The sequence below is a fragment of the Pseudomonas sp. NPDC089569 genome, from assembly GCF_050280625.1.
Taxonomy (GTDB): Bacteria; Pseudomonadota; Gammaproteobacteria; order Pseudomonadales; family Pseudomonadaceae; genus Aquipseudomonas.
Window position 1 is genome coordinate 94,596 of the sequence record NZ_JBNNVQ010000005.1, and the last position, 19,437, is coordinate 114,032.

17 protein-coding genes are annotated in these 19,437 nt (G+C 61.1%); 9 read left to right on the forward strand and 8 right to left on the reverse strand.

The window, feature by feature from the left end:
- Positions 1 to 20: 20 nt before the first annotated feature.
- The 8 genes from ACQKP2_RS04365 to ACQKP2_RS04400 form a co-directional block, all read right to left on the reverse strand.
- Positions 21 to 929, reverse strand: a complete 909-nt coding sequence (locus tag ACQKP2_RS04365) for a MurR/RpiR family transcriptional regulator (protein ID WP_427574642.1) — start codon at positions 927 to 929, stop codon at positions 21 to 23.
- A gap of 115 nt (positions 930 to 1,044) precedes the next feature.
- Positions 1,045 to 1,809 carry an ABC transporter ATP-binding protein gene (locus ACQKP2_RS04370; RefSeq protein WP_427574643.1) on the reverse strand — a complete coding sequence of 255 codons (765 nt, stop codon included), beginning with the start codon at positions 1,807 to 1,809 and terminating at the stop codon, positions 1,045 to 1,047.
- 18 nt (positions 1,810 to 1,827) lie between these two features.
- On the reverse strand, positions 1,828 to 2,940 hold the full coding sequence (locus ACQKP2_RS04375) for a succinylglutamate desuccinylase/aspartoacylase family protein (protein WP_427574645.1): 1,113 nt from the start codon (positions 2,938 to 2,940) through the stop codon (positions 1,828 to 1,830).
- An 8-nt stretch (positions 2,941 to 2,948) separates the two neighbouring features.
- Complete coding sequence (locus tag ACQKP2_RS04380) at positions 2,949 to 3,647, reverse strand: ABC transporter permease (RefSeq protein WP_427574647.1); 699 nt, start codon at positions 3,645 to 3,647, stop codon at positions 2,949 to 2,951.
- A 14-nt stretch (positions 3,648 to 3,661) separates the two neighbouring features.
- On the reverse strand, positions 3,662 to 4,351 hold the full coding sequence (locus ACQKP2_RS04385; protein WP_427574649.1) for an ABC transporter permease: 690 nt from the start codon (positions 4,349 to 4,351) through the stop codon (positions 3,662 to 3,664).
- A 91-nt stretch (positions 4,352 to 4,442) separates the two neighbouring features.
- Positions 4,443 to 5,219 (reverse strand): ABC transporter substrate-binding protein, encoded by a 777-nt coding sequence (locus ACQKP2_RS04390; protein WP_427574651.1) that lies wholly within the window; start codon positions 5,217 to 5,219, stop codon positions 4,443 to 4,445.
- Positions 5,220 to 5,518: 299 nt separating this feature from the next.
- A complete protein-coding gene (locus ACQKP2_RS04395; RefSeq protein ID WP_427574652.1) occupies positions 5,519 to 6,742 on the reverse strand; it encodes a DUF3422 domain-containing protein in 1,224 nt (407 codons plus the stop codon).
- A 5-nt stretch (positions 6,743 to 6,747) separates the two neighbouring features.
- On the reverse strand, positions 6,748 to 7,362 hold the full coding sequence (locus ACQKP2_RS04400) for a TetR/AcrR family transcriptional regulator (RefSeq protein ID WP_427574654.1): 615 nt from the start codon (positions 7,360 to 7,362) through the stop codon (positions 6,748 to 6,750).
- Between the two features lie 115 nt (positions 7,363 to 7,477).
- On the opposite strand from ACQKP2_RS04400, the gene ACQKP2_RS04405 reads away from it, so the two are divergent.
- The 9 genes from ACQKP2_RS04405 to ACQKP2_RS04445 all read left to right on the forward strand — a co-directional run bounded on the left by ACQKP2_RS04405 (position 7,478) and on the right by ACQKP2_RS04445 (position 19,433).
- A complete protein-coding gene (locus ACQKP2_RS04405; RefSeq protein ID WP_427574656.1) occupies positions 7,478 to 8,227 on the forward strand; it encodes an SDR family NAD(P)-dependent oxidoreductase in 750 nt (249 codons plus the stop codon).
- A complete protein-coding gene (locus ACQKP2_RS04410; RefSeq protein ID WP_427574658.1) occupies positions 8,220 to 8,978 on the forward strand; it encodes an SDR family oxidoreductase in 759 nt (252 codons plus the stop codon). Before ACQKP2_RS04405 ends, ACQKP2_RS04410 begins: the two co-directional genes overlap by 8 nt.
- A 169-nt stretch (positions 8,979 to 9,147) precedes the next feature.
- Positions 9,148 to 11,223, forward strand: a complete 2,076-nt coding sequence (locus tag ACQKP2_RS04415; protein WP_427574659.1) for a hydantoinase/oxoprolinase family protein — start codon at positions 9,148 to 9,150, stop codon at positions 11,221 to 11,223.
- A 29-nt stretch (positions 11,224 to 11,252) separates the two neighbouring features.
- Positions 11,253 to 12,920, forward strand: a complete 1,668-nt coding sequence (locus tag ACQKP2_RS04420) for a hydantoinase B/oxoprolinase family protein (RefSeq protein WP_427574661.1) — start codon at positions 11,253 to 11,255, stop codon at positions 12,918 to 12,920.
- Complete coding sequence (locus ACQKP2_RS04425; protein ID WP_427574663.1) at positions 12,920 to 14,122, forward strand: pyridoxal phosphate-dependent aminotransferase; 1,203 nt, start codon at positions 12,920 to 12,922, stop codon at positions 14,120 to 14,122. Before ACQKP2_RS04420 ends, ACQKP2_RS04425 begins: the two co-directional genes overlap by 1 nt.
- Before the next feature lie 35 nt (positions 14,123 to 14,157).
- Positions 14,158 to 14,970, forward strand: coding sequence for an NAD-dependent epimerase/dehydratase family protein (locus ACQKP2_RS04430; protein ID WP_427574665.1), 813 nt, complete (start codon positions 14,158 to 14,160; stop codon positions 14,968 to 14,970).
- Between the two features lie 32 nt (positions 14,971 to 15,002).
- Positions 15,003 to 16,199 carry an NAD(P)/FAD-dependent oxidoreductase gene (locus ACQKP2_RS04435; RefSeq protein ID WP_427574666.1) on the forward strand — a complete coding sequence of 399 codons (1,197 nt, stop codon included), beginning with the start codon at positions 15,003 to 15,005 and terminating at the stop codon, positions 16,197 to 16,199.
- Positions 16,200 to 16,224: 25 nt separating this feature from the next.
- On the forward strand, positions 16,225 to 17,913 hold the full coding sequence (locus tag ACQKP2_RS04440) for a thiamine pyrophosphate-binding protein (RefSeq protein ID WP_427574668.1): 1,689 nt from the start codon (positions 16,225 to 16,227) through the stop codon (positions 17,911 to 17,913).
- Positions 17,914 to 17,981: 68 nt separating this feature from the next.
- A complete protein-coding gene (locus ACQKP2_RS04445) occupies positions 17,982 to 19,433 on the forward strand; it encodes an NAD-dependent succinate-semialdehyde dehydrogenase (RefSeq protein ID WP_427574670.1) in 1,452 nt (483 codons plus the stop codon).
- Positions 19,434 to 19,437: the final 4 nt, after the last annotated feature.

The window sequence follows — 19,437 nt, forward strand, 5'->3', positions numbered from 1 at the left end:
GACGATTGGCCCTGCAACCATCATTTTTTCGGCGATTTGCCGTTGGAAGGGATATGCAGGTAGGCCATCACACTTTCGGTCAACTCGGTCGCCAGTTTGACGGTTTCCTTGTTGCGCGCCATCACACCCGCCACCAACCCTTCGATCAATGCGAGCACGGCGATGTTGGAGCTGGTCATGACCGGATGGTCGGCGGGGGCAAACAGCACGTGTTCGGCAATGCCGGTGAGCGGTGATGCGGGTGAGTCGGTGATTGCCAATACGGTGGCGCCGCGCTCCCTGGCAAAGCGGGCGAGTTGCAGCGTATCGAGGGAATAGCGGGGCAGGGCGATTGCCAGCAGGACGTCCTGATCGGTGATTGCCGCCAGGCGATAGGCGGCGTTTTCGTTGCCGCCCTCCATGCTGATCGCGGTGGCGTCTGCGCAGAAGGGCATCAGGGTCGAAGCGGCGAGGCCGGCGAAGTAGACGCTGTTGCCAAACCCCAGGATGTAAATTTTGCGGGCACGGGTCAGGCAGGTGACGACTGCTTCAAAGGTGTCTGCATGATTGTTGGTCGCCGCCGCGGCGAGGTTACTGCTGGCGCTCTGGATTTGCTCCTGCAGGCCGAATGCACCGTCAGGACGATGCGCGAGTTCGTTGCGCAGTTTGTCGACCGGCGACACCATCTGCTGCAGGGTCGCGACCAGTTCGGACTTCATGCCGGAGTACCCACCCAGGTTCATCGCCTTGGCCAGGCGGTTGACCGCTGCTGGCGAGGTGGAGGTTTCATGGGCCATTTCTTCGATGGTCAGCGTCGCGGCCCTGAGCGGGTGACGCAGGATGTAATCCGCCACCTTGCGCAGGGATGGCTGCAGGTCCGGCGCGATTTCTGCCAGCTTGCGCATCACCGGGGCGGCGTAGACCGTGGTGTCTTTCGTAGGGGATGGCATATCCGGTTCGACATTTCCTGACGGTTAAGAGAAGGCTGCCCAGGCGCAGGAGTGTATCCGAAGCCGACCCTCGGTGTGCAGTGCTGGCCCAAGGGTCGGAGTGAGAGGTGGGTTGTTATTTCAGGCTGCCGGCCAAAAACTGCCGAAGACGCTCGGACTGCGGATTGACCAGCACTTCGCGCGGGTTGCCGCGCTCTTCAACCAGCCCCTTGTGCAGGAACACCAGTTGGTTGGAGACCTCGCGGGCAAAACCCATTTCATGGGTCACGACCACCATGGTGCGCCCTTCGGTGGCCAGGTCCTGCATGACTTTGAGCACGTCGCCGACCAGCTCCGGATCGAGTGCCGACGTCGGTTCATCGAACAGCATCACTTCAGGTTCCATCGCCAGGGCACGGGCAATCGCCACACGCTGTTGCTCACCACCGGACATATGCGCCGGCCAGGCGTCCATGCGATGCGCTACACCGACTTTGTTCAGGTAGTGCTCGGCCTTTTCCCGGGCCTCTTTCTTGTCGATGCCCAACACATGCACGGGCGCTTCCATGACGTTCTCGAGGGCGTTCATGTGCGACCAGAGGTTGAAGTGCTGAAACACCATCGAGAGTCGTGAGCGCATGCGTTGCAACTGCCGCGGTTCGGCAGCCTTGAGACCGCCGGATTGACTCGCCACCAGTTTGAGCTGTTCGCCGTTGAGCACGATGTTGCCTGCGTTGGGCTGCTCCAGCAGGTTGATGCAACGCAGAAAGGTGCTTTTGCCGGAACCGCTGGAGCCGATGATGCTGATCACGTCACCGGCCTTCGCTTGCAGGGACACGCCCTTGAGCACTTCGTGGGCGCCGTAGCTTTTGTGCAGGTCCTGGATTTCAAGTTTGTACATGGTTTCAACTCTCTGGAATCAGTCGCTGAGCAGGCGGCCCTGGCGAATAGCGGTGCTGCCTGCCACTTTGGCCAGCCACAAACCGGGTTGGGCAAAGCGCAGGCGTTCGCGGGCATACAGGATGCCGTCGGTGCTGGCGCACACCACGCTGTGTTGATCGGTCAAGGGATCGATCACTTCGAACAGCGGATCGCCAACCTTGACCCGCGCACCCACGGGTTGCAGGTAACTCACCACCCCCGGATGCGGCGCATAGGCGTACTGCGCACCGGCGAACGGCACGGCTTCGCAACGGCTCGGGGGCGCGGCAGGCCAGTCACCGCTGATCAGTCCCTGTTCGGCGAGATAGCCGAGAATGGCTTGTGCACTCTCGATACAGGGCTCGCGTTCGGTGTCGGCCATGCCGCGCAGTTCTATGGTGGTCGCTATGCACGCCAGCGGGATGTTGGCTTCAGGAAAGCGCTCGGCCAGCTGCAGCCAGGGGATGGCGCAGGCTTCATCGAAAGCGTTGCCGCCCGCCGCCTCGGCCAGCAGGGCCACGCCCGCGCCCAGGCGGGCGGCCAGTGAATGCAGGCGTGACCAGTGTTGCGGCATGGTGTAAAGCAGCATGATCGACTCGAAGTCGCAGTGCAGGTCCAGCACCACATCGGCGTCACAGGCATGCTGCATCAACAGGCGCCGCAGGCCATCGAGTTCCGAAGTCGCTGCCGGCATGTTGGTGAGCACATCGCTCATGGCGCGGCGGATCATCGCAACGTTGGCGTTGGCATCGTCGCCTAGGCGACCTTCCAGCATCATCCCCACGGCGTCGGCGAGTTCCGGGAAATCGCGATTGAAGTTTTTGCCGCTGGAAAACTCGAAACGACCTTGATGGGTGGCCTGGAACATCTGTGCGATGCCGATCGGATTGGCCATCGGTACCAGTTCGATCACCCCGGTCAGGCGACCTTGCTCCTCCAGTTCCCGCAGGCGGCGCTTGAGTTCGACCGCGACGCGCATCCCCGGCAACTCGTCGGCATGCAGAGAGGCCTGGATGTAGGCCTTGCGCGGTCCGTTGCCAAAACGAAACAGCGACAACTTTCGCTCCGTGCCCGAGGCACTCCACGGCAAAAGGTATTGAATGTGCTTCATAACGCTCCTTAGTGCTTGCGCGGTGCCAGATAGGCCAGCCAGCGGCGCTCGGCCAGTTTGAACAGGCGAACCAGAATGAAGGTCAGGACCAGGTAGAAGAGGCCGGCCGTGATGAACGCCTCGAACGGCAGATAGAAGCGCGAACTGACGGTTCGCGCCGCGCCGGTGATATCCACCAGCGTGACGATGGATGCCAGGCTGGTGGTCTGCAGCATCATCAGGACTTCGTTGCTGTACTGCGGCAGCGCCCGGCGCAAGGCCGATGGCAGGAGGATGCGGCGGTACAGCACAAGGCGCGACATGCCCATGGCTTTGGCGGCTTCGATTTCGCCGTGGGAGGTGGCTTTCAAACTGCCGGCCAACAGTTCGGCGCTGTAGGCGCTGGTATTGATCGCGAAAGCCAGGCAGGCACAAAAGGTTGCGCTGGACAGGTAAGGCCAGAGTGCGCTCTGGCGTACCGTTTCGAACTGAGCCAACCCGTAATAGATCAGGAACAATTGCACCAGCATCGGCGTGCCGCGAATCACGTAGGTGTAGAGCCACGCCGGGAAGTTGATCAGCGGTGACCGGGAAACACGCATCAGCGCCAGGGGGATCGCCAGCATCAGCCCCAGTGCCAGGGAGATCAGCAGGACCTTGAGGGTTAACGCAGCGCCATTGAGATACAGCGGCAGGTTTTCCCAAATCAGGTTGTAGTCGAGAATCATGGGGTTGCTCCCAATCACAGTTCGGCGGCTTTGATGCCGACCGAGTAGTGTTTTTCCAGGTAACGCAGCACCAGCAATGACAGGCTGGTCAGCGATAGATAAAGCGCCGCCACGGTGAGGAAAAACGTGAACGGCTCATGGGTGGCATCCGCGGCGTTCTTGGCTTTGAACATCATGTCCTGCAAGCCGATGACCGAGATCAGCGCGGTGGATTTGGTCAGCACCAACCAGTTGTTGGTGAAGCCGGGAATGGCGAAACGAATCATCTGCGGCACCAGAATCCGCCAGAACACCTGCCAGCCACTCATGCCATACGCCGCACCGGCCTCGGCCTGGCCTTTGGGGATTGCCATGAAGGCACCGCGGAAGGTTTCCGACAGATAGGCACCAAAGATGAAACCCATGGTGCAGACGCCGGCGATGAAGGGGTTGATGTCGATGTAGCGGGTGTAACCGAGCGCAAGGGCAATGCGGTTCACCAGATCCTGACCGCCGTAGAAAATCAACAGGATCAATACAAGGTCAGGGATGCCGCGGATCAGGGTGGTATAGCCTTCGCCCAGCGTCGCCAGCCATTTGAGCGGCGACAGGCGAAAGGCAGCACCGATCAGGCCCAGGGCAATCGCCAGGGTCATGGAGGTCAGGGCCAGGTTGATGGTCAGCCAGGCGCCATCGAGAATGCTCGGTCCGTAGCCGTGAAGCATGATGAAGTTCCTCAAGCGAGCGCCGGGCGGCGCTCGGGACAAGTCCGCAACGGCGCCCGCAAAGGGGGCCGCCGGGGTGTTGGATGCAGGCTTACTCGCCGTAGATATCGAACGCGAAGTACTTGGCCATCACCTGCTGGTACTTGCCATTGGCGCGAATGGCGTCAATTGCAGCACTCAGGCGAGCAACGTTCGCACTGTCGCCCTTGCGCACCGCGATCCCGGCGCCTCTGCCGAAGTATTTCGGGTCGTTGATGTCCGGCCCGACCAGAGCGAATCCCTGGCCTGCCGGGGTTTTGATAAAGCTCTCATCGGTGTTGACGATGTCGGCGAGCGTGGCGTCCAGGCGACCGGACGCCAGATCGAGGAAGGCTTCGTTTTGCGAGCCGTAGCGCACCACTTCGACCCCGGCCTTCTCAAGCTGCTCGGTGGCGAAGCGATCGTAGGTGGAGGAGCGCTGCACGCCAAGTTTCTTGCCTTTGAGATCAACCCGCGGGTCGTTGATCACGTTGCCGGCCTTCATCGCGAACTTGCCCGGTGTGTGGTAGTACTTTTTGCTGAAGTCGACCGACTTCATCCGGTCCTCAGTGATCGACATCGACGACAGCACCGCATCGATCTTGCGCACTTTCAGCGAGGGAATCATGCCGTCGAATTCCTGGATGACCCACTCGCATTTGACCTTCATCTCCTCGCACAGCGCGTTGCCGATGTCGTAGTCGAAGCCACTGACATTGCCCTCCGGCGTCTTGAAGGAGAAGGGCGGATAGGCGGCTTCGATACCGATACGCAGGCTGTCGTCGTCGGCGTGCGCCAGCATGCTTGCGGCGCACAGGGCCAGAGCGCCTAGAAGTTCTCTCTTGTTCATATTGTTGACTCCTTGGATGGGGCGTTTGGATGAAATCCGGGGCTGCCGTCCGATCTGGCCGGTAGGGCTGTCCTGATGTTTTGCGAGGATATAAATGACACAATAAAAATCACAAATCAACATTATGAAAAAAAACATATCAAAACAGGGCGACACAATTTCAGGGTGCCAAGCGGGCCGGCCTGTGTGCCGGCTGCGACAGCACCCCGAGAATTCGTGCGTTCAAGGAGGTTTCAATGAGGTTTGCGCGGGTGTTTGCGCCGGCCCCAATCAGGCAGAGGCTCGGCTCCGGGCATCGTTCAGTGCTGCCTGACGGCTCTGATCCGCAGCAGTATTTGCAGGAGTATCAGCACGGTAACGGGCGTCATGGCGATCAGGGCGGATCTGGGCGACAGGCCCACTCCCAACAGGTGGATGCCCGAATACAACAGCTTCAACAGGCTCAGCATGTAGTAAGTGATGGCAATCATGGAAAGGCCTTCGACCGCTCGTTGAATTTTGATCTGCGCATCGGCACGGGCATTCAGGCTCTTGAGGATTTCAGCGTTCTGCTCCTCCATCTCCACCTGGACGCGAGCCTGCAACAGCTCCCCCAGATTGGCGACGCTTTTGGCCAGAACGTCGAGCCGTTGTTCGGTCACCGCGCAATATCTCACCGTCGGTTTGAAGCGTCGCTCGATGAATACGCCCAGGCGCTGGCATTCGCCAACACGACTCTCGCGCAGCTCTGCCAGTCGTTCGAAAACCAGTTGCGCGTACGCTTGTGTGGCGCTGAAGCGGTGGCGGTGCCTGGCTGCGAGGCTGACAACCCGTGCAGACAGTTGCGCAATTTCAGCGAGCAGCGCCTTGGCGTTGTGGGTGTCGGGTGCCGCATTGCGTTCCGACAGATCGGCCAGCGTCTTGTCGAAAACGTCGAGTTGTGAACTCAACTGCTTTGCCGCCGGCAGCGAGAGCGAGGCCATCATGCGATAGGTTTCAATTTCGAGCAGGCGGCGGATCATGCGCCCCTGGCGGTAGGCATTGAGGTGATTGTTCACGAAGAGCAAGCGGTTTTCCCCGTGTTCGCTCAAGCGAAAATCACTCCAGACCGCTGCATCGCCACCGCCGATGGAGGACCCGCACGGGTCTTTGAATCCGTACTCCGAATGGCTTCCCGTCCAGCCCTCACCCTTGCGAACCACGATTTGCACGCTGTTGATCATTAGCCTTGAACAGGGATTGATCTTTGCCGCCAGCGCATCGGGCAAGGAAAGCCAGTGCGGATTATCCGTGGTCGCAGTGACGACGTAGGTGAGGGTAAAAAACTCGGCGTGTCGTTCCCATTTCAGCCAATGCCCATCGAACCGGGTGATGCCCTGGGGCATTTCCTTGCTCACCGGCTCGCTGCAGAGGCTGTCGAGCAGTGCCTGGCGCTCGGCCTCGCTGCCCATGACAGCCAGGTGGAAAACATGGGCCGGCTCGCTGAAATACAGGGAAGGGCGGGCGTGCAGCTCGTTGTGAAGCGTGTGTCGTAGCGGATGCATGGTGGCTATGCCTCGATCGCCGGGTTGTTGCCGCCGGTGATGATGCCGAGGACGAAATGGGTCAGGACGTCCGTGAGTGTTTGCTCGGGGATCTCGTTGCTCTGCCAAAGGGAATGTCCGTAGAGCATGCCGATAACGGCCTCGGTGATCAGGCCTGTGCGGTCGCTGATGCAGCCGGTTTCGCCACATACGGCGCAGATGATGGTTTTCAGCAGGGCGGCATAGCTGTTCTTGAGTTGATTGATTTCCCGTTGTTGCTCATCGGTCAGGTTGACGAATTCCCGCGTCACCAGCAGCAGCCGATGCTTTTCGGTCAGGTTGAACGCCACGAAAGCGTGGACAAAGCGCCGGAGGCGGTCGCGATGAGTCCTGGCTCCGCGCATTCGCCGCTTGGTGTCGGCCAGCAGGTCGGACACTGCACCTTCGATCAGCTCGAACAACAGGCACTGCTTGTTCTCGATATGGTTGTACAACGAACCGGCATGCAGCCCCAGCCGGCCTGCCAGGTCGCGCAGTCCGATGGCCTGATAGCCGCGCGTCGCAAACAGCTCCACGGCCACATCAAGAAGACGATCTCGGCTGTTGGGTACGCATTTCGAGGAGATGGTGGCCGCAGGCATTGTGCTGTCCTGTGTGCTTGATCTGGAGGCTTGTCGACGATTGTCGGACAAATTCGGTTTGACCAAATGTAAGACAACAGGCATCTTACGTAAAGACTAATCGCGGAGGTGTTTTATGGATGGGCAAACGGTCGTAATCGTCGGTGGCGCTTCGGGTCTGGGGCTGGAAACGGCCAAACTGATGCGCAAGCGTGGGGCGGGCAAAATCGGCATCATCGACAGAAACGAGCAGTTGATGGCGGCGGCAGCGGAGATGTTGCGTGCCGACGGTTGCGAGGTTGCCACGGCGGCGGCTGACATCTCCCGTCAGGCTTCTGCCCATGGCGCTTTCCAGCAAATCGTTGATGCGCTGGGACGCGTGGATTGCCTGGTCAACAGTGCTGCGATTTATCCGCGCAAAGACATTTTCGAGATCACCGACGAGGAGTGGGATCTGGAGAATGCCGTCAACATCAAAGGCACTTATCACATGATGGTGGCCGCGGTTAAACATATGCAGGCCTACGTGGCCGCGCCGGCCGTGACGGGACGTATTGTCAATGTCACCTCGGTCGATGCCTTCAAGGCTCACCCGCAGAATGCCCACTACGCCGCGACCAAGGCCGCTGTGGTCAGCCTGACCAAATCCTTTGCCCAGGCCTGCGCCAAGGATCAGATTCTGGTCAACTCCGTGGCACCTGCAGGGTTTGCCACCGAGCGTGCCAAGCAGTTGGGTTTCCTTGGCGAACTGGCTGCGGCCAACCCGCTGGGGCGCGCGGCAGAGCCTGCCGAAATCGCCGAGTGGATCGTCATGATGGGCAGCAGCCGTAACAGTTACGCCACCGGTGAAAACGTGATTGTAAGCGGGGGATACATCTATGCCTGATTCAGTGTCGGTACCGGCGATTTATCGTCGGGCTCTGGTGACCGGTGCCACCAGCGGCATCGGCAAGGCTGTGGTCCTGGCGTTGCGCGATGCCGGTTTGCAGGTGATCGCGGTGGGGCGTAGCCCACAGGCGCTGGCCGAATTGCGTGCGGAACCGGGCGTGACGGTGGTGGAAGCCGACGTGCGTCAGACTGAAGCGTTCAGTGAAATTCTCGCGCGTTATCCGGTGGATGTGCTGGTCAACAATGCCGGGGTCTTGTCTACGCGGGCGGCTTTCCAGGAAATGGACCCGGCTGAAATCGACAACATGTTCGACATCAATCTGAAGGCGCCTTTGCACCTGGCGCGCAAGGCGTTGCCAGGCATGATCGAGCGTGGTCACGGTCATCTGTTCTTTATCGGTTCCAGTGCCGGCCGGGCGCCGCATCCGGGGGCGGCGGTGTATGGTGCATCCAAGGCCGGGATCAGTCTGTTTTGTGACGCCTTGCGCTGCGACCTGCTCGGCAGCGGGGTGCGCGTGACGGAGATCGCTCCGGGGCGGGTGCAGACAAAGCTGTACAAAAACGCCATGGGCATGCAGGCCGCTGGCGCCGAGTTGTACGAAGGGTATGAGTCGATCATGCCGCAGGATATCGCGACGCTGCTGGTCGCCGCATTGAGCCTGCCGCAGCAAGTGGATGTGTCGCGTCTGGAGGTTTTCCCGACCGCTCAAGCGGTGGGCGGGGCGCGAATGGTCAAGACCAAGGGTTGAGTGCAAGGGCCGGGATTTCCTCGATCCCGGTCGACACGTTTTCGAGTGTCTGAAGAAGCGGAATGTGGTGTGGCAGTGCTTGACTGCCTGTAAGACAACATATAACTTACATTACAAGTTGGCTTGATTGCCTCTTGTCATGAAACCGGGAATTTCAGGGGATACGACGATGACTGCGACTTCATGCCGGGTCGGCGTGGACATAGGTGGGACCTTTACCGATATCGCGCTGGACGTAGGCGGGGTATTGCATTCAACCAAAATTCTTACCGACTATGAGCTGCCCGAGCGCGCCATTCTCACCGGTGTGAAAAGTGTCATCGAGGCCGCCGGCCTGAAGCTGTCCGACATTGATCAACTGATCCACGGCACCACGCTGGCCACCAACGCGTTGATCGAGCGTCGTGGTGCCAGGACGGCCTTCATCACCACCGAAGGTTTTCGTGACACGCTGGAAATGCGCACGGAAAACCGCTTCGAACAATACGACATCAATATCACCTTGCCGCCGCCGCTGATCGAGCGCGAGCACCGTTACACCTTGCGTGAGCGCCTGGATGTACACGGTGACGTATTGATCGCGCCCACGCAGGCGGATATCGATGCGCTGGTGGAGCGGGTGGCCGAGGGGAACTACGAAAGCATCGCTGTCGGCCTGATTCACAGTTACGTCAACGGTGCCCACGAACGCCTGCTGCGCGACGCCCTGCAACGCCGCCTGCCGAATGTGTCGGTGTCGATTTCCAGCGAAGTGTCGCCGCAGATGCGCGAGTTCGAACGCTTCAATACCGTCTGCGCCAACGCTTACGTCAAGCCGCTGATCAAGTCTTATCTCGATCGTCTGGTGGTCACGCTCAAGCAGTCCGGCGCCGATTGCCCGGTCTTCATGATTCACTCCGGTGGCGGCATCATCTCGGTGCAGAGCGCCGCCGAGTTCCCTGTGCGTCTGGTCGAGTCCGGTCCGGCGGGTGGGGCGATTTTTGCCGCCGACATTGCACGCAAGTACTCACTGGATTCGGTGGTGTCCTTCGACATGGGCGGCACCACGGCGAAAATCTGCCTGATCGAAAACCAGGTGCCCAAGACCGCCAAGACCTTTGAAGTGGCGCGCACCTACCGCTTCAAAAAGGGCAGTGGCATGCCGATTTCGATCCCGGTAGTGGAAATGGTCGAAATCGGTGCCGGTGGTGGTTCCATCGCCAGCATCGACAGCATGCGTCAGATTCGCGTGGGCCCGCACAGTGCCGGCTCCGAGCCCGGCCCGGCGTGCTACGGTCGCGGCGGTCTGCAACCGACCATTACCGATGCCAACCTGCTGCTCGGTCGCCTCGATCCTGACAACTTCGCCGGTGGCGCCATGCGCCTGTCCCTCGACAACGCCGCTTCCTCTACCGTGCGGGTTATCGGCGCACCGCTGAACATGGAAGCCGCCACCGCTGCCTATGGCATCTGCGAAGTGGTCGATGAAAACATGGCCAATGCCGGCCGCGTACATGCGGTGGAAAGCGGCAAGGACATTGCCGAATACACCATGATCACTTTCGGTGGTGGTGGCCCGCTGCATGCTGCGCGCCTGTGCGAAAAAATGGGCGTGTCGCGTTTCCTGGTACCAGCAGGTGCCGGGGTGGGATCGGCCATCGGCTTCCTGCGTGCGCCATTCGGTTACGAGGCTGTACGCAGCGCTTTCGTGCGCCTGTCCGAATTCGATGCAACCCAGGTCAATGGCTTGATCGACGACATGAAGGCCGAGTCCATCGGTTTCCTGCGCCAGGGCATGCCCGAGGGCGAGCCCGAGCTTGAGTGCACGGCGTTCATGCGTTACGTCGGCCAGGGGTGGGAAATTCCTGTTTCTCTGCCATTCAAGCCTTTCAGCAACAGCGACACCACGCAGTTCAAGGCGCTGTTCGAAGCGGCTTATACCCGGTTCTTCGGCCGTCCGATCGAAGGTCCCGATGTCGAGATCGTCAGCTGGTCGGTCAAGGCCAGTTCGCCGCTCTTGCCGGTGCAACCCGTGCAGCAGATCAGCGCTTCGCATCGTGCCCATGAAGTGTCGCGCCGCGACGTCTTCGATGTGGTCAGTGGTGGCTTTGTCGACGCCGGCATCTACCAGCGCGAAGAGTTGCAAGCGGGCGCCCGCATCGATGGCCCGGCGATCATCGCCGAGCGCGAAACCTCGACCTTCGTGTCGTCCACCTTTACCGCCACTGTTCAGCCCGACGGCTGCCTGCTGGTTGTTCGGCGCTAAGCCTCACTTGCATAGAAGGCGATTTTCCCATGAGCGATACCTTGATCGATATTCAAATGCAGGTGATGTGGAATCGCCTGATTTCGGTGGTTGAAGAACAAGCCCTGACCCTGATCCGCACGGCGTTCTCCACCAGTGTGCGCGAAGCCGGCGACTTGTCCGCCGGGGTCTTCGACCGCGCCGGCAACATGCTGGCCCAGGCGGTCACCGGGACACCGGGACACGTCAACACCATGGCCGAGGCGGTGGTGCACTTCATCAACGACATCGGCCAGGACAACATCTTCGAAGGCGATGTCTACGTCACCAACGACCCCTGGAAGGGCACCGGTCACCTGCACGACATCACCATCGTTTCGCCCTCGTTCTACAAGGGCAAGCTGATCGGCTATTTCGCCAGTACGGCCCATGTGGTGGACATCGGTGGTCGCGGTTTCGGTCCGGACGCCCGTGAAGTCTACGAGGAAGGTCTGTTCATCCCGATCATGAAGCTGTTCGAGCGCGGCAAGGTCAACCGCGACCTGATCAACATCCTGCGCAACAACGTACGTGAGAATGACCGGGTGGTGGGGGATTTCTACGCGTTGTCGGCCTGCAACGAAACCGGTCACAACCGCCTGTTGAGCATGCTCGAAGAGTTTCACCTGGAGGACCTGGAGCACATCGGCGGTTTCATTCTGGAGCACAGCCGTCGTGCGACGCTGGAGAGCTTCAAGTCTCTGCCGCACGGCACCTACCAGAACAGCATGACCCTGGACGGCTATGACGTTCCGGTGACCCTGGCGGTGACGCTGACTGTCGGGCCGGACGGGATCCTCACCGACTTCAAGGGCACGTCCGGCATGAGCCAGTTCGGTATCAACGTCCCCTTGGCTTATGCCAAGGCTTACGCCTGCTACGGCCTCAAGTGCATCGTTGCGCCGGAGATTCCGAACAACTCCGCGTCGCTGGCCCCGTTCGACGTGGTGGCGCCCGAAGGTTGCATACTCAATGCCAAGCACCCGGCGCCCGTCTCGGTACGTCACGTCCTTGGCCACTTTGTGCCTGACCTGGTGCTGGGTGCGCTGCACAAATGCCTGCACGGCCAGGTCCCGGCCGAAGGCGCCAGTGCATTGTGGAACCTGCACCTGAGCGTCCGCCCTCTGCAAAGCAACCCCGAGGGGCGCAATGCCGAAATGCTGATGTTCAACAGCGGCGGCATGGGCGCACGGGCCGCCAAGGATGGCTTGAGTGCCACGGCCTTCCCGAGCGGTGTGCACACCATGCCGGTCGAGGCGACCGAGCATGCCGGTCCGGTCATTGTCTGGCGCAAGGAGCTGCGTAGCGGCTCCGGTGGTGCTGGTCAATTGCGCGGCGGCCTGGGGCAGGAGATCGAAGTATCCGCCGCCGAAGGCTATTCGTTCCGCTTCAGTGCGATGTTCGATCGCATTCTCCACCCGGCCCGGGGGCTGGAGGGTGGCAAGGACGGCGCCAGGGGCTATGTCGGTCTGGACGACGGCACGCTGCTGCGCGGCAAGGGACAACAGTTCGTACCGGCCGAGCGTCGCCTGATTCTCAGCCTGCCGGGCGGCGGCGGTTACGGTGACCCGCGTCAGCGTCCCCGTGAAGAGGTCGAGCGTGACCTGCGGTTTGGCTACATCAGTGCCGAACAGGCGCGTGACGATTATGGCTACGAAGCCGGGCAGGGGACCAAGTGATGGAATTTCAAAGTTCGCGGGTCAAAACGGTCAAGAGCTCGCCAAGCATGGCGGTTTCGGTTCTGGCCAAGAAAATGCTCGCCCAGGGCGAGCCGGTCATCAACCTCAGCCTGGGCGAGCCGGATTTCAACACCCCGGCCCACGTCATAGAAGCGGCTTACCAGGCCATGCTCGACGGCAACAACCACTACACCGCGCCCAACGGTTACGAAGCGCTGCGCCAGGCCATCGTCGACAAGTTCGCCCGTGAAAACGATTTGAACTACGGCCTGGACGAAATCTGCGTGGCCAATGGCGCCAAGCAGCTGTTGTTCAATGCCTTTCTGGCGACACTGGAGCCAGGCGACGAGGTCATCACGCCGGCGCCGTATTGGGTGTCCTACACCGACATGGTGCTGCTCAACGGTGGTGTGCCGAAGGTGATTCCCTGCGGTTCCGAGTATGGCTTCAAGCTTGATGCTGCGCGGCTTGAGGCGGCGATCACGCCGAAGACACGGTGGCTGATGCTCAACTCGCCGAATAATCCCTGTGGTGCGATCTATACCCGGGAAGAGTTCGCCGCCCTGGGTGCGGTACTGCAAAAGCACCCGCGGATTCTGGTGATCTCCGATGAGATCTACGAGCACATCATTCTTGGTGACAAGCCATTCGTGCCGTTCGTGACCGCGTGCCCCGAGCTGCGCGAGCGCACGCTGCTGATCAATGGCGTGTCCAAGGCCTACGCCATGACGGGCTATCGCCTGGGTTATGCCGCAGGCCCCAAGGACCTGATCGTGGCGATGAACAAGACCCAGTCGCAGACCACCACCTGTCCCTCGGCCATCTCGCAACTGGCGGCCGCTGCCGCCTTGAGCGGTCCGCAGGACTTCGTGCGTGACGCCAACCGCGAATACCAGGCGCGTGGCGCCATGGTCGTCGAAGGCCTGGCGGCTATCGACGGGCTGGAATTGCAGATGCCGGAAGGGGCGTTCTATGCCTTCCCGAAATGCTCGGCGTTCATCGGCCGGCGCACACCCGATGGCCAGGTGATCGAAACCGATACCGACCTCGCCAACTATCTGCTGCGGGTCGGCAAGGTGGCCACGGTGCCGGGGTCCGCATTTGGCCTTGAACCCTACATTCGCCTGTCGTTCGCAACCTCCCGGCAACAGCTGGAACAGGCCATCGTGCAGATGCGCGATGCGCTGGCCCTGTTGGTTTGAGCGTTGCCGTTGTCGACCAATTCGAGAGTGATCCGATGAGCAAGCCATTCAAACGATTGTTGATTACCGGAGCTGCCGGTCGCCTGGGCAGAGTCTTGCGCGAGCACCTGCGAGACTTCGCCGATGAGTTGCGCCTGACCGATATCGCCGACATGGGCACCGCGGCGGCGCACGAGCACCTGGTGCGCTGCGACCTTGGCAATATGGCCGATGTGCTGCCGCTGGCCGAGGGCGTCGATGCGATCATCCATGCCGGTGGCGTCCCCCTGGAAAATACCTTTGCCGCCATCCTCAACGGCAACATTGTCGGTACCTACAACATCTACGAAGCCGCGCGTCAGCATGGTGTGAAGCGGGTGATTTACACCAGTTCCAACCATGCCATTGGCTTCTACGATCGAACCGAAACCATCGACTCCACCGTGGCGCATCGTCCCGACAGCCTGTACGGCGTCAGCAAGTGCTTTGCCGAGGACCTGGGGCGCTATTACTGGGACAAGTTTGGCGTCGAATCGGTGAACCTGCGCATCGGCTCCTCGTTCGAAGAACCGCTGGATCGGCGCATGCTGGCGACCTGGTTGTCGTTCGCCGACTTTGCGCAGCTGGTGGAGCGCTCGCTGACCGCGCCACGCGTTGCACACATGATCGTCTACGGCATGTCGGCCAACCGTGAATCGCTGTGGGACAACCGCACGGCGTCGTCCATCGGCTACGTGCCGCAGGACAGCGCCGATGATTACCGCGAAAAAATCGAAGCGAAATTCCCGCCCCTGGATCCCAACGAGCCTGCCGCCCGCTACCACGGTGGCAACTTCGCCGGCGCCGGTCATTTCGAAGATCCGAAGTAACGTCTCCCCATCGAATTCGAGAGGTCTTAGCCATGGCTTCGACAGCAACAAAACAGCATTACGACGTAGTGATTGTGGGTGGCGCGGTGAACGGCAGTGCCACGGCTTACTTCCTCGCCAATAACCCGGACTTCACCGGGTCGGTGCTGGTCATCGAGCGTGACTGGACCTACAACAAGTCGGCCACTGCACTATCCAGCAGTTCGATTCGCCAGCAGTTCTCCAACCCCATCAATATCGAGATCTCCAAATTCGGAGCCGATTTCGTCCGTAACTTTCCCGACTTGATGGAAGTGGACGGTGACCGTCCGGACCTGGCGTTCCACGAGAACGGCTACCTGTTCCTGGGTGACGACAAGGGCTTCGAAGTGCTGCGCCGCCTGCATGACACTCAGGTGTCCCATGGCGCCGACGTGCACCTGCTCGACCCTGAGCAACTGGCCCGCAAGTTCCCCTGGGTCAATATCGATTCGTTGGCCGGCGCGAGCTATGGGCAGAGCGGCGAGGGCTGGTTCGACAGCCTGGGCATGCTTCAGGGTTTCCGTCGCAAGGCGCGTTCGATGGGGATCGAGTACATCGAAAACGAAGTGGTCGGCATTCAGCGCGAAGGCGATCGCATTACCGGTGTGCAACTGGCCAGTGGCGAGCGCATTGGTTGCGGCTTGCTGGTCAACTGCGCCGGCACCCGGGGAACCAAAGTCGCCCGCATGGCCGGCCTGGATATTCCGGTCGAGCCACGCCGCCGTTCGCTGTTCGTGTTCGACTGTCGAACGCCGCTGGAGGGCGTTGTGCCCTTGACCATCGACCCGACAGGGGTGTTTTTCCGCCCTGAGGGCAAGTTCTACCTGGGCGGCACCTACCCGAAAAACGACCCGGAAGTGGATTTCGAGGACTTCGAGGTCTTGCATGAAGAGTTCGATGAGGAAGTGTGGCCGATCCTCGCCGAGCGCGTACCGGCGTTCGAGGGTATCAAGGTCGTCAACTTCTGGGCCGGCCACTACGACTTCTGCGTGCTCGACCACAACGCCATCGTTGGCCCGCATAGCGAAGTAGGCAATTTCCTGTTCTGTAACGGCTTCAGCGGCCATGGCCTGCAGCAGGCACCCGCCATTGGGCGCGGTCTGTCGGAGCTGATCACTTATGGCGGCTACCGGTCGCTGGACCTGGGTGCGCTGTCTTATGAGCGCGTAGTGGAAAACCGTCCCTTTTTGGAAGACTCGGTCATCTGACCGCGCGGCCTGATGGAGAACAATGATGACTGACAACAATTCCAAAACGGTTCGCACTGGCGGTCAGGTGCTGGTCGATGCCTTGCGCATCAACGGCGTCGAGCGTGCTTTCTGCGTGCCGGGCGAAAGTTATCTGGCGGTGCTCGATGCGCTGCACGATGCCAAGGATGACATCGAACTGATCGTCTGCCGGCAGGAAGGTGGCGCGGCCTACATGGCCGAGGCCTACGGCAAGCTGACCGGCAAGCCGGGCATCTGCTTCGTGACCCGGGGCCCGGGCGCGACCAACGCTTCGGTTGGCGTACACACCGCGTTCCAGGATTCGACGCCGATGATCCTGTTCATCGGTCAAGTGGCCCGGGATCAGGTCGAGCGTGAAGCCTTCCAGGAAATCGACTATCGCCGCATGTTTGGCCAGATGGCCAAGTGGGTGGTGGAAGTGGACGATGCCGCGCGCCTGCCGGAACTGCTCAGCCAGGCCTTCCATCGCGCCACCAACGGTCGGCCGGGGCCGGTCGTCGTGGCGTTGCCCGAAGATATGCTGACCGATCGGGTGGACGTAGCCGATGCCGGTCCGGCCCAGGTCATCGAGCCGGCTGCATCGCCGGCTTCGCTGGCGCAACTGCAAAGCCTGATCGGTGAGGCGCAGCGCCCGCTGGTGGTGCTGGGCGGCGGCGGCTGGAGTGCCGGGGCGGTGAGCGACATCCGTTCGTTTATCGAAAAGCAGAACCTGCCGGTGGCCGCTTCCTTCCGCTGCCAGGACCTGTTCGACAACACCTTGCCCAACTATGCCGGCGACCTGGGTCTGGCCGCCGGTCCCGAGCTGGTCGAGGCGGTCAAGAACTCGGATCTGTTGCTGGTGATCGGTGCGCGTCTGGGTGAGATGACCACCGGCGGTTATTCGCTGGTCAATATTCCGGTGCCCAAGCAGAAGCTGGTTCACGTGCATGCGGGTATCGAAGAGCTGGGACGGGTCTATCAACCCACCCTGGCGATCAATGCCGGGATGAAAACCTTTGCGTCGCAGGTGGCGGCGTTGCCGGCGGTCAATCCGCAAGGGCTGGCGGACTGGACCGCGCAGTTGAACCGGGGCTACCGCGCCAACTTCGACTGCCCGGCCTCGCCGGGGCCGGTGCAGATGAGCAAGGTCATTGCCTGGTTGAACGATCGCCTGCCCCACGACAGCGTTATCACCTGTGGTGCCGGCAACTACACCGGCTGGGTCCATCGTGGTTATCAGCACCGTGCCTTCCGCACCCTGCTGGGGCCTACCAACGGTTCGATGGGCTACGGCGTACCTGCGGCGGTCGCCGCCAAGATCACCGCGCCCGAGCGCATGGTCGTGGCGTTCGCCGGTGACGGCTGCTTCCTCATGAATGGCCAGGAACTGGCGACGGCTGCCAACTACGATGCCCGTCTGGTGGTGATCGTGGTCAACAATGGCATGTACGGCACGATTCGCATGCATCAGGAGCGCAGCTATCCGGGGCGGGTGTCGGGCACCGAGTTGCATAACCCGGACTTCGCCATGCTGGCTCGCTCCTATGGCTTCCACGCCGAGACCGTCGTGGCGACCGAGCAGTTCGCCGAGGCCTTCGAGCGCTGTGTCGCTTCACAGAAACCGGCGTTGATCGAGATCCAGGTCGACCCGGAAGCGCTGACGCCACGAATGACCTTGAGCCAGATACGCGAAAAAGCCCTCGCTTCGCGCTGATTGACCTCGGGCGGGACGGATTGATCGTCCCGCCTTTTTTTCGCCCTCAATTTATACGAGCACCTCTCATGAGACTTGCCGACCCTGAACTGCTGCGTGAACTTTGCTACATCGATGGTGACTGGGTAGCCGCTGATAGCGCGCAAACCCTGGACGTGACCAACCCGGCTACCGGTGAAGTCATTGGGCGAGTGCCACGCATGGGCGCCAGTGAAACCCGGCGTGCAATCAATGCGGCGCAGGCCGCTCTGCCCGCCTGGCGGGCGCTGACTGCCAAGGAACGAGCCTCGCGCCTGCAGGCCTGGTTTCGCGAAATCATGGCGCATCAGCAAGACCTGGCGCAGATCATGACCGCCGAACAAGGCAAGCCACTGGCCGAAGCACGGGGCGAAATTGCCTTCGCCGCGGCTTATGTGGAGTGGTACGCGGAGGAGGGCAAGCGCCTCTATGGTGATGTGATTCCATCGCCCCATGCCGATCGACGATTGATCGTGACCAAGGAGCCCATCGGTGTCTGTGCCGCAATTACGCCTTGGAACTTCCCGGCCGCGATGATCACCCGCAAGGCCGCGCCCGCGTTGGCGGCGGGTTGCACGTTGGTGCTCAAGCCGGCTTCGCAAACCCCTTTCAGTGCGCTGGCACTGTGTGTGCTGGCGGAACGGGCGGGCATACCCCGTGGTGTGTTGAGCGTGGTTACCGGTGACTCCGGTGCGATTGGCGGTGAGCTGACGTCCAGCCCGATCGTGCGCAAGCTTTCGTTCACTGGTTCGACGCCGATTGGCATCAAGCTGCTGGAGCAGTGCGCGGCCACGGTGAAGAAGGTCACCATGGAGTTGGGCGGCAATGCACCTTTCATTGTGTTTGACGATGCCGATCTGGACGCAGCAGTCGAGGGCGCGCTGATTGCCAAGTTCCGTAACGCGGGGCAGACCTGCGTGTGCGCCAACCGCTTCTTTGTCCAGGATGGCATCTACGAGCGTTTCGTCGAGAAGTTTGCCGCCCGCATCAAGGGGCTGGTGGTGGGAGAGGGCACGCAAGCGGGCATCGAAGTCGGTCCGATGATCGATGCCAAGGCACTGGCCGGAGTCGATGCCCTGGTGGTCGAAGCGCGGGAAGCCGGGGCGCGTGTCATGGCGGGAGGCAAGCGTCATGCCTTGGGCGGGGCGTTCTACGAGCCAACCTTGCTGGCCGACGTCACCGCCGATATGCGTGTGGCACAGGAGGAGATCTTCGGTCCGGTGGCGCCGTTGTTCCGCTTTCGCGACGAAAAAGAAGTCATCGACATGGCCAACGCCACGGAATTCGGCCTGGCCTGCTACGTCTATGCCCGTGATCTGGGGCGGGTGTGGCGCGTGTCGGAGGCACTCGAATACGGCATGGTGGGGGTCAACGTCGGGGTGCTGGCAACCGAGGTCGCGCCGTTTGGCGGCGTCAAATCTTCGGGCCTGGGGCGGGAGGGCTCACGCTACGGCATCGAAGATTACGTCGAGATCAAATACCTGTGCCTGGGGCTTGCTTGAGGCA